Origin of the sequence: Nocardioides sp. InS609-2 (assembly GCF_023208195.1) — a bacterium.
Taxonomy (GTDB): Bacteria; Actinomycetota; Actinomycetes; order Propionibacteriales; family Nocardioidaceae; genus Nocardioides.
The window spans coordinates 472,012-485,735 of record NZ_CP060034.1 but is presented as its reverse complement, the minus strand read 5'-3'; the positions used below and the strand labels follow the sequence as shown (position 1 = coordinate 485,735).

Below are 13,724 nucleotides of genomic sequence, written 5' to 3'. Positions count from 1 at the left end.
GTGTAACTCAGAGTTACATTGAGCGCATGCCCAACCTCTTCAAGCTGCGTCCCCCTGGCCGCACCGGCGCTCGTTTCGGGCTCTCCTCGAGCGAGAGCCGTGATCCGATCGGCTTCGCCGTGGCCGCCCTCAACAGGCTGGCCCAGAGCGAGCTGATCGACCGCGTCGGCCTCCGCAAGCAGGCCGAGCAGGTCGTCTACTCCGCCACCCGCAACGGGTTCAGGACGGCCACCGCCGCGGGCCGGGCCTTCTCTCGGCAGGGCAAGCGCGGTGCCGACGGGGTCCGCGTGCCCGTGGCGAAGGCGACCGGCCTGTTCGACCTGACGCCGTCCGAGGACGAGCAGATGCTGGTCGGCGTGGTCACCGAGTTCGCTGCCGATGTCATCCGCCCGGCCGCGTCCGAAGCAAACGAGGCGTGTGCCGCGCCCGAAGAGCTCCTCGCCGCCAGCCTCGAGATCGGGCTGCCGATCCTGGGCGTGCCCGAAAGTCTGGGTGGCATCTCCGATGAGCGATCTGCCGTAGCCGGCGCGCTCGTCGCCGAGGCCCTGGCCCACGGCGACATGGGGCTCGCCGTCGCCACCCTCGCACCGGGCGCCGTCGCCACCGCGCTCGGCCTGTGGGGCACCGACGAGCAGCAGCAGACCTACCTGCCGGCCTTCACCGGCGACGACGTACCGGCCGCGGCCCTGGCGTTGTCCGAGCCCACCGTGCTCTTCGACGTCATGACGCCGGCGACCACCGCCACCCGCACCGACGACGGCTACTCGATCACCGGCGTGAAGTCGATGGTTCCTCGCGGTGCCGAAGCCGAGCTCTTCGTGGTCGGCGCGCTGCTCGACGGGCGGCCCACGCTCTTCCTCGTTGAGTCCGGCGGCGACAGCCTCCAGGTGGAGGCCGACCCGTCGATGGGAGTGCGCGCCGCCTCGCTCGCCACCCTTACGTTGACGGATGCCAAAGCCGAGGTGCTCGGCGCGACCGACGGCACGACGTACGCCGAGTGCGTGCGGCTCTCGCGCCTGGCCTGGTGCGCCCTCGCCGTCGGCACCGGCCAGGCCGTGCTCGACTACGTCACGCCCTACGTGAAGCAGCGCGAGGCGTTCGGCGAGCCCATCGCCCATCGACAGTCGGTGGCGTTCATGGTCGCCAACATCGCGATCGAGCTGCAGTCGATGCGGCTGCTCACCTGGCGTGCCGCCAGCCGGGCCGCGCAGGGCAAGGACATCGCCCGCGACGTGGCGCTGGCCCGCAACCTCTGCGCCAGCAAGGGCATGCAGATCGGCCTCGACGGCGTACAGCTGCTCGGCGGTCACGGCTTCGTCAAGGAGCACCCGGTCGAGCGCTGGTACCGCGACCTCCGGGCCATCGGATTCATGGAAGGCGGGGTGCTCCTCTGATGATCAACCTCGAGACCCCCAAGAAGCACCGCGGGCTGATCGACAACGCCCACCAGGTCGCGATGAACATGCTGCGCCCGATCTCCCGCAAGTACGACCATGCCGAGCACGAGTACCCCAAGGAGCTCGACATGCTCGCGGCGATGATCGACGGGCTCTCCGAGTCCGGGTCGTCCGAGGGCGCCGGCGCTTCCGGCGTACGCCGTGACGACAAGGCCGATGACGGCGCGGTGAAGAACGGCGCCAACCTCGCGTCGATGCTGTCGATCGCCGAGATGTGCTGGGGCGACACCGCGCTGTTGCTCTCGATGCCGCGCCAGGGGCTGGGCAACTCCGCCATCGCCTCGGTCGCCAACGACGAGCAGATCAAGCGCTTCGGCGGCACCTGGGCGGCGATGGCGATCACCGAGCCCGGCACCGGCTCCGACTCCGCCAACATCCGCACGACCGCCGTACGCGACGGTGACGAGTACGTCATCAACGGCGAGAAGATCTACGTCACCTCCGGCGAGCGTGCAGACAGCGTGGTCGTGTGGGCGACCCTCGACCGCTCTCAGGGCCGGGCCGCTATCAAGTCGTTCATCGTCGAGAAGGGCACCCCCGGCATGAACGTCGAGCGGCTCGAGCACAAGCTCGGCATCCGGGCCTCCGACACCGCGGCGATCACGTTCACCGACTGCAGGATTCCGGCCGGCAACCTGCTCGGCAGCCCCGACATCGACGACAAGCAGGGCTTCGCCGGCGCCATGGCGACGTTCGACAACACCCGTCCGTTGGTCGCCGGCATGGCAATCGGCTGTGCCAAGGCCGCCCTCGACCTGACGCACGACCTGCTCAAGGAGGCCGGCGTCGAGGTCGACTACGACCGGCCGGCCCAGGTGCAGAGCGCCGCGGCGGCAAAGTTCCTGCAGCTCGAGGCCGACTGGGAAGCCGCCCGGCTGCTCGCGATGCAGGCCGCGTGGATGGCCGACAACCGCAAGCCCAACTCGCTCGAAGCCTCGATGGCCAAGGCCAAGGCCGGCCGGGTCGGCTCCGACGTCACGCTCTCGTGCGTCGAGCTGTGCGGCTCAGTTGGCTACAGCGAGAGCGAGCTGCTCGAGAAGTGGGCGCGCGACTCCAAGATCCTCGACATCTTCGAGGGCACCCAGCAGATCCAGCAGCTGATCATCGCCCGACGGCTCCTCGGGCTCTCGTCCGCCGAGCTGAAGTAGCCCAGGGCATGACGATGGCCCACCCGCTGCTGCGGGTGGGCCTTCGTTGTTGCTGGTTGAGGAGGGACGATTTCCCGTCTCGAAACCAGGGTCGGTTACGAGACGACCTTGAACGGGTCGTGGTCGGCGAGGATCTTGTCGACGCGGGCCTGGTCGAGGCGTGACACGACGTACTGGTTCTCCTGGGCGTCACGCACGCACTTGGCGAGGGTGAAGGCCGAGGTCGTCAGGTAGAGGGTGCCGATGCCCAGGAACGCGCGGATCCACGGGTCGACGGGCAGGTAGATGATCGCGAAGACCATCGTCAGCAGGGCGATGCCGAAGGAGATGCCGGCCTGCATGTAGAAGGCGTTGGTGTTCCTGGACTGGTTCGGTGTGCTCATGGGTCAACCCTGTCCGCGATCCGGCGGGCCGTGACCCGGCCCGGTACGCACCCGCGGGTGAGTACACCTACCCAACTCCTCATGGTCGGATGGAGTCATGAAGCTGTACGCCGACACACCCGCGCGCCGCACCCGCCAGCTCCTCACCGACCTGCTGTTCCTGCTGTGGCTGGTCGGCTGGGTGTGGATCGGATCGACCGTCCACGACGGCACGATGGCGCTCGCCGCGCCGGGGCGGCAGGCGGCCGAGTCCGCGGCGTCGATGGCGTCCGGGCTGCGTGACGCCGGGGCAAGGCTGGACGACGTACCGCTGATCGGTGACGGGATCGCGGCGCCGTTCGACCAGGCATCGGGCGCGTCCGACGACCTGGCTGCTGCCGGACTCGCGGAGGTGCGTGCGGTGGAGAAGCTGGCGCTCTGGCTGGGAGTCTCGATCGCGCTCATCCCGATCCTGGTGGTCGGTGCGTTCTACCTGCCGAGACGCTGGCGGTTCGCCCGCGACGCCGGTGCCGGAGCACGCTTCATCGACGCCAGCGAGGACCTCGACCTGTTCGCCCTGCGGGCGCTGGCCAACCAGCCGATGCACGTCCTCGGGCGGATCAGCGACGACCCGGCCGGGGCGTGGCGCCGGGGCGAGCAGGGCGTCGTCCGCGCGCTGGCCGAGCTCGAGCTGCGTGACGTCGGGCTGCGGGTGCCGCCGATCTCGGCGTGACCTCCTTGCTACTGGCGCGTTGTGCGGGCGTCCGATCGCCCCGAGCGCAGGAGTTGAACACATGCGTAGAACAGCGCGACTGCTGGCCGCAGCTCTCACCACTGGTGTTGCCGCCGCCGCCCTGCTCGTCCCCGCCTCGCCGTCCGTCAGCGCCACCCAGACCGGCCTCCTCGGCTCGGCCCGCGCGCCGGTCCAGGGCTTCCTGGCCAGCCAGCTCGCCGACCTGACCAGCGGCAAGCTGACCGTGCTGGTGCACGGCCGCACCCTGCAGGATGCTCGCTCCGCGATCACCCGCACCGGGATGACAGAGACGACCAGCTTCGACAAGATCGCTGTCGTTGCGGCCCGCGGCACCAAGGCGCAGATCGCCGCCGCGCGACTGCAGCCCGGTGTGACTTACCTCGAGGGCAACCAGGAGATCGAGTTCACCCAGTTCACCTCGAACAAGGCGACCCGGGGCGATGAGGCCCTCGCCACGCTCAGCGGTGCTGACGGCACCGCGCTGGACGGCAAGGGCGTCAGCGTCGGCCTGATCGACTCCGGTGTCGACCCGACCCACCCCTACCTCCGGGACGCCGACGGCACCTCGGCCGTCGTCAGCAACCAGAAGGTGCTGTGCGACCCGCTCGAGGCCGCCTGCCAGGTGCTGACGGTTCCGAACTCGGTCGACACCGACACGCTGTCGGTCGGCGGCCATGGCACGCACGTCGCGGGCATCATCGCCGGTCGCCCGACCACGCTCGCGGACGGTCGCCAGCTCCACGGTGCCGCTCCCGGCGCCAACATCGTGTCGCTCTCCACCGGCGCGGCCCTGGTCATCCTCGGTGCCGACACCGCTCTCAACTGGGTGCTCGAGAACCACGCCGCACCGTGCGGCCCCGGTGTCTCGGCCGCCACGTGCCCGCCGATCAAGGTCACCAACAACTCCTACGGCCCAACCGGTGGTGGCGCGTTCGACCCGAACTCCGCGACCGTCAAGCTCCAGCGCGCTCTCGCCGCTGAGGGTGTCGCGACCGTGTGGGCCAACGGCAACGACGGTGGCGACGGCTCCGAGAGCTTCTCCAACCCGCCCGGCCAGGACCCGACCGGCGGCGTGATCTCGGTGGCGTCGTACAACGACCTCGAGACCGGCACCCGTGACGGTGAGGTCAGCGAGTTCTCCTCGCGCGGCCGGAGCGGCGACCGGTCGACGTACCCCGACATCTCGGCTCCCGGCGACACGATCACGTCGTCCTGCCGGATCTACCTGGTGATCTGCTCGACCGGGATGGACCCGATCGACGCGGGCAACTACAACACGATCAGCGGTACGTCCATGGCTGCGCCGCACATCGCCGGCATCGTCGCGCAACTCTTCCAGAAGTCGCCGGGCTCGACGCCCGGTCAGGTCGAGTCGGCGATGAAGTCGACGGCCTACAAGTACACCTTCGGCGCGCCGTACGAGTCCGGAAGCGGGGGAGTCACGACGTCCTTCGACAAGGGCACCGGACTGGTCGACGTGGTCGCTGCGGCGAACTCGCTGCCCTGACCCACGCCCGACCCGGCACCACGGTTGTGCAGCCACGGGCGCCTTCCTCCCTAGCGGGTAGGTTGGCGCCCGTGCGCTTTCTACATGACCAGGCTCCGCCCCATGACCTGACCTACGACGACGTCTTCATGGTGCCGCGGCACTCCGCGATCGCCAGCAGGTACGACGTCGACCTCGCGACCGCCGACGGCACCGGTGCCACGCTGCCGCTCGTCGTCGCCAACATGACCGCCATCGCCGGCAAGCGGATGGCAGAGACAATCGCGCGACGCGGTGGTCTGACGGTGATCCCGCAGGACATCCCGATCGCCGTCGTCTCCGACGTGGTGGCGTGGGTGAAGGGTCGGCACCTCGTCTTCGACACTCCCATCGAGCTGGCGCCCGACCAGACCGTGGCGGAGGCGCTGTCGCTAATGCCGAAGCGCTCCCACCACGCAGCCGTCGTCGTGGAGGACGGCCGCCCGATCGGCGTTGTGGCCGAGTCCGACTGCGCCGACGTCGACCGCTTCGCGCAGGTGCGCGACGTGATGAACCCGTCCTTCGTGCGCATCGACGACGACACCGACCCGCGGGAGGCGTTCGACCGCATCGACTCGGCCCGTACGCCGATGGCCGTGGCCGTCACGTCGGACGGCTCGCTCGCCGGAGTGCTCACGCGGCTGGGCGCCCTCCGGGCGACGCTGTACACGCCAGCCGTGGACGCCTCCGGTGGTCTGCGCATCGCGGCCGCGGTGGGCGTCACCGGAGACGTCGGGGTGAAGGCCAAGGCGCTCCTCGACGCAGGCGTCGACTGCCTGGTCGTCGACACGGCGCACGGTCACCAGGACCGGATGATCGACGCGCTCCGTGAGGTGCGCGCGCTCGACCCGGCCGTGCCCGTTGCTGCCGGCAACGTCGTCTCCGCCGAGGGCGCCGACGCCCTGATCGACGCCGGTGCCGACATCGTCAAGGTGGGCGTCGGGCCGGGCGCGATGTGCACCACCCGGATGATGACGGGTGTCGGACGGCCCCAGTTCTCCGCCGTACTCGAGTGCGCGGCGGCGGCGCGGGCCCGCGGCAAGCACGTGTGGGCCGACGGGGGAGTGCGGCACCCGCGCGACGTGGCGCTCGCCCTCGCCGCGGGCGCTTCGGCGGTGATGATCGGGTCGTGGTTCGCCGGCACCCACGAGTCACCTGGTGACCTGCTCCAGGATGCCGACGGGCGGCTGTTCAAGCAGAGCTTCGGGATGGCCTCGGCGCGAGCCGTGGCCAACAGGACCGCCGCCGAGTCGGCGTACGACCGGGCGCGCAAGGGGCTCTACGAGGAAGGCATCTCGTCGTCGCGGATGTACCTCGACCCGGCTCGCCCCGGCGTGGAAGACCTGATCGACGAGATCTGCTCGGGCGTGCGATCGGCATGCACGTACGCCGGCGCCGCGACATTGGAGGAGCTGCACGAGCGGGCCGTGGTCGGAGTGCAGAGTGCGGCCGGCTTCCACGAGGGCCGCCCGCTGTCGACGTCCTGGTAGCGGCTCAGCGCGAGCTGCGCGACGTACGACCCTTGGCGACGCCGACGAACGCCTGGGTCTCCGCGTCGTCCCGGTCCTTCTTCCACACGAGCGCCATCTGCGTGGACGGCAGGTCCGTCAGCAGCACGTGGGCGACGTCCTTGCGCTGGTAGAGCCGCGCGATCGACATCGGCAGCACGACCACGCCGGTGCCGCTGGCGGCCACCTCGACTGCGTCCTGCTGGCTCATCGGCGGGTAGTCGAGCTGGTCGACCGTCGGCGTGACGCCGGCAGGGGGACCGAGCACGAACTGCTCGTCGAGCAGCTCGGCGATCGTCAGCTCGTCGTACGCCGCGGCCGGGTGCTCCACCGAGACGACCGCCACCGGCAGTTCCTCGTAGAGGCGTACGACGTGCAGGTCGGCGTCGTCGATCGGGAGGCGTGCGATGACCATGTCGGCGGTGCCGTCGTCTATCACTCGGCGTTGCTCGGACTCCTCGATCATTGTCAGCGTGAGGCGGGTACGCGAGCGCTCGCGCCAGCGGGACGCCCACTTGTCGGGGGCCGCTCCCGTCACGAATGCCACCCGCAGACCGTCAGTCACGCCGCCACCGTATCCGTCGTCGTGAACCGGGCGCGGCGACCGTTCTCGGGCTCGCCCCCGATTCAGAACTCGGGGTGTTGCTTTGCTACTGTTCACCCGCACTCGTCCGGGTGGCGGAATTGGCAGACGCGCTAGCTTGAGGTGCTAGTGCCCGTATAGGGCGTGGGGGTTCAAGTCCCCCCTCGGACACTCAGAAGGCCCCGGCTCCACGGGGCCTTTTGTTCATTTCACAGGCGGGAGAATGGGCCGATGAGCGATCGACCACGCTGGTTCACCGACACCAAGGACGGCCACTCGCAGTGGTACGTCGAGCGGTTCCGCACCCTGGCCGCCGAGGGCGTTGACCTCGAGGGCGAGGCCCGGCTGGTCGACGCGATGCTGCAGCCCGGGTCCCGGGTGCTCGACGCGGGCTGCGGCACGGGCCGGCTGGCAGGCGCACTGCAGCGTCGCGGACACCAGGTCGTGGGCGTGGACGTCGACCCCGTCCTGATCGAGGCGGCAGAGGCCGATCACCCCGGACCGAGCTACCACGTGTCCGACCTCGCGAGCCTGTCGCTCGACGCGGAGCCCTTCGATCTCGTGGTCTCCGCGGGGAACGTGATGGTGTTCCTGGCTCCGGGGAGCGAGCGTGCCGTGCTTGAACGGCTGCGCAATCACGTGCGACCGGGTGGACGCCTGGTCTTCGGCTTCCGGCGCGACCCCGAGATCTACCCCTATGCACGATTCGACGAGGACGTCGAAGCCACCGGGCTGGTGCTGGAGCAGAGGTTTGCCACCTGGCACCTCGATCCCTTCACCGATGCCTCGGACTTCGCGGTGAGCGTCCTGCGCGTCTCCTAGGTCGGATGGTCCAGTTCCCTGTTGCGAACCGGCCGCGGCGTGGCACCATCTCACGATGGGAGGGTGCGTCCGGGCGCCTTGAGGCATTGGGAGCAGGCTCATGGCAGACGAGCATGGGCGCGACGCGACTGCGTCGGAACTCACAGCGAGTCTTGCTGCGCTGGGTCAGTTCGTCGTCTCCGAACAGTCCTTGCACGAGTCGTTGCAGCGGGTGGCCGAGCTGTCAGTGCGCGTGGTGTACGGCGCGGACGGCGCCGGCGTGACCTGGGTAGTCACGGGCAAGCCGAGCACCGTGACCGTCGCCGGAGACTTCGTACGTCGGATCGACGAGATCCAGTACGCCCTGGACGAGGGACCCTGCCTCCAGGCCTTTCGGACCCAGCAGCTGGTGCTGATCGAGAGCCTCGAACTCGAGAAGCGCTGGCCGCGGTTCACGGCTGCGGCACTCGGTCACGGACTGAGGGGAGTCGTCGCGGTCCCGTTGACCGCCCACGGTGCCCAGCTGGGTGCCCTGAACATCTACGCACTGCAGGCGTGGGCCTTCGACGAGGCGTCGGCCGGGACGGCGGCGTTGTTCGGCGAGCAGGCCGCGATCGTGCTGGCGAACGCCGAGGCGTTCACCCGGGCTCGGACGGCCGCTGTCAATCTCAGGGAGGCGCTCACGTCACGGGCCGTCATCGACATGGCCAAGGGCATCGTGATGGCGCAGCGCGGCTGCGATCCGGATGAGGCGTTCGACCACCTGAGGCAGCTGTCGCAGACGCAGCATCGGAAGCTGCGAGACGCCAGCGACCTTGTGGACGAGATGTCGTGTGGCAGTCGGGAGGCAAGCAGCCAGCCGGCAAGTGAGTTGGATTGACAGCACCGCGCGGGTTCTCGTGTCCCGCGGAAGTGGCTATGCTGACCGTGGCTGAAACCACAGCCGCCCATGGCGCTCGCTGACGAGTGCCGCAGCCAGCGCTGAGCATCTGCGCATCGGTTGGGCTCCGCGTGCATCCCGCAAGCTCGGACGCGAGACGGGTAGAGCGATGAGTGCCGATGCTGCTGCTGCGCCACACCTGATGTGGCCGCTCCGCCACGACCGCGGTCGCTCGACCGTCCTGTCGTTGTCTGGCGAGGGTGATCTCTCCACGCGCTTCCAGCTGCAGGTCGCGCTGACGCGCGCAGTCTCGAGTAGTGATGAGGACGTCCTGATCATTGACCTCAGCCGGCTCGAGTTCTGTGACGTGAGCTGCGCCCGACTGATCTGCGACGCGAGTCGAGCCGGCCACGTTGTGGTGACCGGGATGTCGGCCAGCGTGGGCAGGATGTTCGACCTACTCGACCCCGGCCGCAGGCTTTCCCGCAGCGGCGCCGTACACGACAACCTTCACCTCGTGGTCCCCGCCCAGCGTCGAGGCCTCAGCACCTCGACCACCTCGACCAGCCCCTCCCAAGACACCGTTGGAGCTCGCCCCGAGAGCACCGGTGAAGTCCGCCTATCCCACCCTGATCTGGCGGACTTCATCGGCCTCAACCCCCCAAGAGGGCGGGCTTCATCGGCACAACGAGGAGAAGCACCCCTGGTGTGACGTCCGTCGCGGTTAGTCTCAACCGCATGTCTGTCGTCGCGGGCCGACGTCGCAGGCGCCGCACCGCTTCGTCGCACCAGATGCCGCTGCCGACCCACGTGGGTGTGGTGATGGATGGCAACCGGATTCTTCCCGTGGCAGACCGCCAAGGCGTAGTTCTTCTTCAGCCCGAAGATGTGGCCCGCGTTCACCGCCGACGACTTCGGGCAGGCGCTGCGGCACTTCTCGGCGCGGCGCACCCGCACCGACTGAAGTTGCTGCCCGCGTGACCCGGGAGGGTGATGCGATGCCTTCCGCGACAGTGACTCTGCAGCAGCCGGCCCGAACGGCGCACGCCAGCGAGTGGGGTAGGGAGAAGGTCGTCGGTGCCACCAGGTGACGTGGTCATGATGGACTGACCTCATGATGATCAGACCCGCCGAGCTGGCGGCCATCGTGCGAGGCGAGATCGACCTGGCGTTCCGGCGCTGGGCACGGCCGAGGCTCAAGGTCGGCACCCAGATGCGCACCAGCGTGGGCCTGGTGGAGGTGACGTCGGTCGACGAGGTGGAGCCGGAGTCGCTGACCGAGGACGACGCTCGCCGAGCCGGGGCTGCGTCGCTGGCTGAGCTGTTCGGTGCCCTGGCGGCGCGCCCGGACGACCTGGTCTTCCGGGTCGGGCTGCGACACGGCGGTCGGGACCCGCGTGAGGTGCTGCGCGAGACGGTGCCTGACGATGAGGAGATCGCGACCCTGAAGGCGTGGCTGGATCGGCTCGACGCGTCGTCCTCCGAAGGTCCGTGGACCCGCACGACTCTGGACCTCATCGACCTGAACCCGGGTCGCCGCGCGCCGGAGTTGGCCGAGCAGGTCGGTCGGCAGACCGCGAACTTCAAGCGCGACGTACGCAAGCTCAAGGAGCGCGGGCTGACCCAGTCGCTCGACATCGGCTACCGGCTGTCACCGCGAGGAATCGCCGTGGTCGACCACGGCCGGCCGCCTCGAGACCGGCCCGCTCCGCCGACGGGCACTCCACTGCCGCGCACCGGGGCGCCCGCATCCCGCGCGCTGACCGCTGCCGGGCTCACCACGCTCGAGTCACTGACGGGCGTCACCGAGCGCGACGTGGCGGACCTGCACGGGGTAGGGCCATTCGCGATGGACCGGCTGCGGGAGGCCCTCGCCAGGGCGGGTCTGTCATTTCGTCGTGTTGGATGAACCCATGACGACGCCTGAGGGGACCACGCAGTCCGCGCCCGACCCGGCCGGGGAAGTGGTGGACATCTGCCACCGGCTGATCCGGATGGACACGTCCAACTACGGCGACGCCGAGGGGCCCGGTGAGCGGCAGGCTGCGGAGTACGTCGCGGGGTTGCTCGACGAGGTCGGGATCTCCGCCAAGCTGCACGAGCGCGACAAGGGCCGTACCTCGCTCGTCGCTCGCTGGGGATCCGGCGACGGCGCGCCGCTGCTGCTGCACGGCCACCTGGACGTCGTACCGGCTGCTGCGGAGGACTGGCAGGTGCACCCGTTCTCGGGTGAGGTGCGCGACGGCTACGTCTGGGGACGCGGCGCGGTCGACATGAAGGACTTCGACGCGATGCTGCTTTCGGTCGTGAGGGCCAGGGCGCGTGCGGGCCGGGTGCCCGACCGGCCGATCGTGCTGGCGTTCACCGCCGATGAGGAGGCCGGGGGCCACAACGGCGCCGAGGCACTGATCGAGGACCTGGCCGACGAACTGGCGGACTGTACTGAGGCGGTCGGCGAGGTGGGCGGCTTCAGCACCACCGTGCGTGGCAAACGCGTCTACCTGATCGAGGCCGCCGAGAAGGGCATGGCCTGGATGAAGCTGACCGCACGCGGCCGGGCGGGCCACGGCTCCATGATCAACCGCGACAACGCCGTGACCGAGCTCGCCGGCGCGGTCGCGCGGATCGGCGCCTACCAGTGGCCGGTGCGGCTCACCCCCACCATGGAGGTGCTGCTGGCGTCGGTGGCGTCGCTCGCCGGAACGACCGCCACGCCCGAGAACGCCGAGGCGCTGATCGAGGAGTTCGGCGACGCCTCCCGGATGCTCGGCGCGGTCATCCGCAACACCGCCAACCCGACCCAGCTCGACGCCGGCTACAAGGTCAACGTCATCCCGACCGAGGCCAGCGCGCACGTCGACGGCCGGTTCCTGCCGGGCTACGAGGACGAGTTCTTCGCGACCCTGGCCGAGCTGTGCGGCGAGAACATCTCGATCGACTTCCTCTCGCACCAGCCGCCCTGGGAGACGCCGTACGACGGCAGCCTGGTCGATGCGATGACCCGCTCGATCATCGCCGAAGACCCCGACGCCATCGTTGCGCCGTACACGATGAGCGGTGGCACCGACGCCAAGCACTTCAACAAGCTGGGCATGCGGTCCTACGGGTTCGCGCCGCTGCGGCTGCCGTCAGATCTCGACTTCACCGCGCTGTTCCACGGCGTCGACGAGCGGGTGCCCGTAGATGCGCTGGAGTTCGGCGCACGGGTCTTCGACCGGTTCCTCGACGACGTCTGAGGGTTGCGGTTTGGCCACAAACCGCATGCCTGATCCCGCTCGACTTGCGGTTTGGGACCAAACCGCAGCATGCAGTCGTCAGGGCCAGGGTGCTCGGCACCCTCCAGGATTGGTCACAAACCGCATGCTCTGAACCGTTTCGGTTGCGGTTTGGGACCAAACCGCAACCGCGCCGCAACTCCTGAGGCAGATGTGACTCACATCGACAGCGTCAGCCGCTGCCGGATGATCTTGCGTCGCAACACCACGCGCCGGGTGCCGTCGGGGCCGATGCGCACGCGGTCGAGTTCCCAGCCACCGTGCTCGGCCCGTTCTCCGAGCAACTTGGTCACGACGCCGCGCGGGAACTCACGGGAGAACGTCACCTTCTGGAACTCCCACTCCACCCCACGGGTCGTGGGCGGGCGGCGGTGGGCGCGGCTCATGGCCTCATTCTCCAGAGACGTCGTCGAGTGCGTCGACGATCTCGGTGGGCAGGACCAGCTCCTCCGCTCCCAGGGCGCCTGACAGTTGGCTGGCGGTGCGGGCACCGACGATGGGCGCGGTGACCCCTGGTCGGTCCCGCACCCACACCAGCGCGACCTCGAGTGGGCTCCAACCGAGTCCTTCGGCGGCGCGACAGACCGCTTCGACGATGCTGCGGCCACGCTCGTCGAGGTAGTTGCCGACGAAGTTCGCGAAGTGCGGCGAGGCGCCGCGCGAGTCAGACGGCGTGCCGTTGCGGTACTTGCCGGTGAGCACGCCGCGTCCCAACGGCGACCAGGGGAGTACGCCGAGGCCCAGGGCCGCAGCGGCGGGGACGACCTCGTGCTCGATGGCCCGGTTGAGCAGGGAGTACTCCACCTGCGTCGACGCCAGCGGAGTGCGCCCCGGCACCGCGCGCTGCCAGGTGGCCGCCTGCGCAGTCTGCCAGCCGGAGTAGTTCGAGATCCCGACGTACGACGCGCGGCCGGTGGCCACCGCGAGGTCGAGCGCGCTCAGCGTCTCCTCGACCGGCGTCTCGTCGGTCCAGACGTGCACCTGCCACAGGTCCACGTGGTCGACCTTGAGCCGACGCAGCGACGCGTCGAGGCAGGTGAGCAGATGGCCCCGCGAGGTGTCGGTGACCCGCTCGCCGGTGCGCCGGGAGATGCCGGCCTTGGTGGCCAGCACGATCTCGTCGCGGGCGACCACGTCGCCGATGAGGGTGCCGATCAGCTCCTCCGACGCGCCGTCGCCGTAGCCCGCCGCGGTGTCGACCAGGGTGCCGCCCGCCTCGGCGAAGGAGATCAGCTGGTCGCGGGCCTCGTGCTCGTCGGTGTCACGTCCCCAGGTCATCGTGCCGAGGCCGAGCCGGGAGACCTTGAGCCCTGTCGAGCCCATTGAGCGCTGTTGCATGGCGCCACGCTAGCGACCCGTTCGCCGACCACCGAGCACCCGGCCCGGCGCCACGCCGATGCCCGCGCGCTGCCGATTCGTCAGACCGGGCGG

At 69.6% G+C, this 13,724-nt stretch carries 13 protein-coding genes and 1 tRNA gene; 10 read left to right on the top strand and 4 right to left on the bottom strand.

From position 1 onward, the window contains the following. Positions 1 to 26 precede the first annotated feature (26 nt). Together H4Q84_RS02605 and H4Q84_RS02600 are read left to right on the top strand one after the other, a co-directional pair. The gene (locus H4Q84_RS02605; RefSeq protein WP_248581847.1) at positions 27 to 1,394 is read left to right on the top strand and encodes an acyl-CoA dehydrogenase family protein; all 1,368 of its coding nucleotides are present in this window, start codon (positions 27 to 29) and stop codon (positions 1,392 to 1,394) included. Next, positions 1,394 to 2,605 carry an acyl-CoA dehydrogenase family protein gene (locus H4Q84_RS02600; protein ID WP_248581846.1) on the top strand — a complete coding sequence of 404 codons (1,212 nt, stop codon included), beginning with the start codon at positions 1,394 to 1,396 and terminating at the stop codon, positions 2,603 to 2,605. The genes H4Q84_RS02605 and H4Q84_RS02600 overlap by 1 nt, the downstream gene beginning before the upstream one ends. A 95-nt stretch (positions 2,606 to 2,700) precedes the next feature. On the opposite strand, the gene H4Q84_RS02595 is transcribed toward H4Q84_RS02600, so the two are convergent. Beyond that, a complete protein-coding gene (locus tag H4Q84_RS02595) occupies positions 2,701 to 2,988 on the bottom strand; it encodes a YiaA/YiaB family inner membrane protein (protein ID WP_248581845.1) in 288 nt (95 codons plus the stop codon). A 97-nt stretch (positions 2,989 to 3,085) separates the two neighbouring features. Here H4Q84_RS02595 and H4Q84_RS02590 point away from each other — a divergent pair, with 97 nt between their 5' ends. The 3 genes from H4Q84_RS02590 to H4Q84_RS02580 all read left to right on the top strand — a co-directional run bounded on the left by H4Q84_RS02590 (position 3,086) and on the right by H4Q84_RS02580 (position 6,736). Continuing rightward, positions 3,086 to 3,700, top strand: a complete 615-nt coding sequence (locus tag H4Q84_RS02590) for a hypothetical protein (RefSeq protein ID WP_248581844.1) — start codon at positions 3,086 to 3,088, stop codon at positions 3,698 to 3,700. 61 nt (positions 3,701 to 3,761) lie between these two features. Then, complete coding sequence (locus H4Q84_RS02585; RefSeq protein WP_248581843.1) at positions 3,762 to 5,228, top strand: S8 family peptidase; 1,467 nt, start codon at positions 3,762 to 3,764, stop codon at positions 5,226 to 5,228. A gap of 71 nt (positions 5,229 to 5,299) precedes the next feature. Continuing rightward, positions 5,300 to 6,736: a GuaB1 family IMP dehydrogenase-related protein gene (locus tag H4Q84_RS02580; protein WP_248581842.1), complete on the top strand. Its 1,437-nt coding sequence runs from the start codon at positions 5,300 to 5,302 to the stop codon at positions 6,734 to 6,736. A 4-nt stretch (positions 6,737 to 6,740) separates the two neighbouring features. Here H4Q84_RS02580 and H4Q84_RS02575 read toward each other — a convergent pair whose 3' ends face one another. Beyond that, positions 6,741 to 7,319 (bottom strand): LysR substrate-binding domain-containing protein, encoded by a 579-nt coding sequence (locus H4Q84_RS02575; RefSeq protein WP_248581841.1) that lies wholly within the window; start codon positions 7,317 to 7,319, stop codon positions 6,741 to 6,743. 104 nt (positions 7,320 to 7,423) lie between these two features. Here H4Q84_RS02575 and H4Q84_RS02570 point away from each other — a divergent pair. The 5 genes from H4Q84_RS02570 (at position 7,424) to H4Q84_RS02550 (ending at position 12,254) form a co-directional block, all read left to right on the top strand. Beyond that, positions 7,424 to 7,508, top strand: a tRNA-Leu gene (locus H4Q84_RS02570). Positions 7,509 to 7,568: 60 nt separating this feature from the next. Next, a complete protein-coding gene (locus tag H4Q84_RS02565; protein WP_248581840.1) occupies positions 7,569 to 8,159 on the top strand; it encodes a class I SAM-dependent methyltransferase in 591 nt (196 codons plus the stop codon). A 100-nt stretch (positions 8,160 to 8,259) separates the two neighbouring features. Continuing rightward, a complete protein-coding gene (locus tag H4Q84_RS02560) occupies positions 8,260 to 9,018 on the top strand; it encodes a GAF and ANTAR domain-containing protein (protein WP_248581839.1) in 759 nt (252 codons plus the stop codon). 1,114 nt (positions 9,019 to 10,132) lie between these two features. Beyond that, complete coding sequence (locus H4Q84_RS02555) at positions 10,133 to 10,927, top strand: hypothetical protein (RefSeq protein WP_248581838.1); 795 nt, start codon at positions 10,133 to 10,135, stop codon at positions 10,925 to 10,927. 4 nt (positions 10,928 to 10,931) lie between these two features. Then, a complete protein-coding gene (locus H4Q84_RS02550) occupies positions 10,932 to 12,254 on the top strand; it encodes a M20/M25/M40 family metallo-hydrolase (protein WP_248581837.1) in 1,323 nt (440 codons plus the stop codon). A gap of 197 nt (positions 12,255 to 12,451) precedes the next feature. On the opposite strand, the gene H4Q84_RS02545 is transcribed toward H4Q84_RS02550, so the two are convergent. Together H4Q84_RS02545 and H4Q84_RS02540 are read right to left on the bottom strand one after the other, a co-directional pair. Then, on the bottom strand, positions 12,452 to 12,679 hold the full coding sequence (locus tag H4Q84_RS02545) for a DUF5703 family protein (protein WP_248581836.1): 228 nt from the start codon (positions 12,677 to 12,679) through the stop codon (positions 12,452 to 12,454). 4 nt (positions 12,680 to 12,683) lie between these two features. Beyond that, positions 12,684 to 13,631 carry an aldo/keto reductase gene (locus H4Q84_RS02540; RefSeq protein ID WP_248581835.1) on the bottom strand — a complete coding sequence of 316 codons (948 nt, stop codon included), beginning with the start codon at positions 13,629 to 13,631 and terminating at the stop codon, positions 12,684 to 12,686. Positions 13,632 to 13,724 lie beyond the last annotated feature (93 nt).

Bases quoted from the DNA above. Each gene is read 5' to 3' on its own strand.
- H4Q84_RS02605 (WP_248581847.1), top strand. From the start codon at position 27: ATGCCCAACCTCTTCAAGCTGCGTCCCCCTGGCCGCACCGGCGCTCGT.
- H4Q84_RS02600 (WP_248581846.1), top strand. From the start codon at position 1,394: ATGATCAACCTCGAGACCCCCAAGAAGCACCGCGGGCTGATCGACAAC.
- H4Q84_RS02595 (WP_248581845.1), bottom strand. From the start codon at position 2,988: ATGAGCACACCGAACCAGTCCAGGAACACCAACGCCTTCTACATGCAG.
- H4Q84_RS02590 (WP_248581844.1), top strand. From the start codon at position 3,086: ATGAAGCTGTACGCCGACACACCCGCGCGCCGCACCCGCCAGCTCCTC.
- H4Q84_RS02585 (WP_248581843.1), top strand. From the start codon at position 3,762: ATGCGTAGAACAGCGCGACTGCTGGCCGCAGCTCTCACCACTGGTGTT.
- H4Q84_RS02565 (WP_248581840.1), top strand. From the start codon at position 7,569: ATGAGCGATCGACCACGCTGGTTCACCGACACCAAGGACGGCCACTCG.
- H4Q84_RS02560 (WP_248581839.1), top strand. From the start codon at position 8,260: ATGGCAGACGAGCATGGGCGCGACGCGACTGCGTCGGAACTCACAGCG.
- H4Q84_RS02555 (WP_248581838.1), top strand. From the start codon at position 10,133: ATGATGATCAGACCCGCCGAGCTGGCGGCCATCGTGCGAGGCGAGATC.
- H4Q84_RS02550 (WP_248581837.1), top strand. From the start codon at position 10,932: ATGACGACGCCTGAGGGGACCACGCAGTCCGCGCCCGACCCGGCCGGG.
- H4Q84_RS02545 (WP_248581836.1), bottom strand. From the start codon at position 12,679: ATGAGCCGCGCCCACCGCCGCCCGCCCACGACCCGTGGGGTGGAGTGG.
- H4Q84_RS02540 (WP_248581835.1), bottom strand. From the start codon at position 13,631: ATGCAACAGCGCTCAATGGGCTCGACAGGGCTCAAGGTCTCCCGGCTC.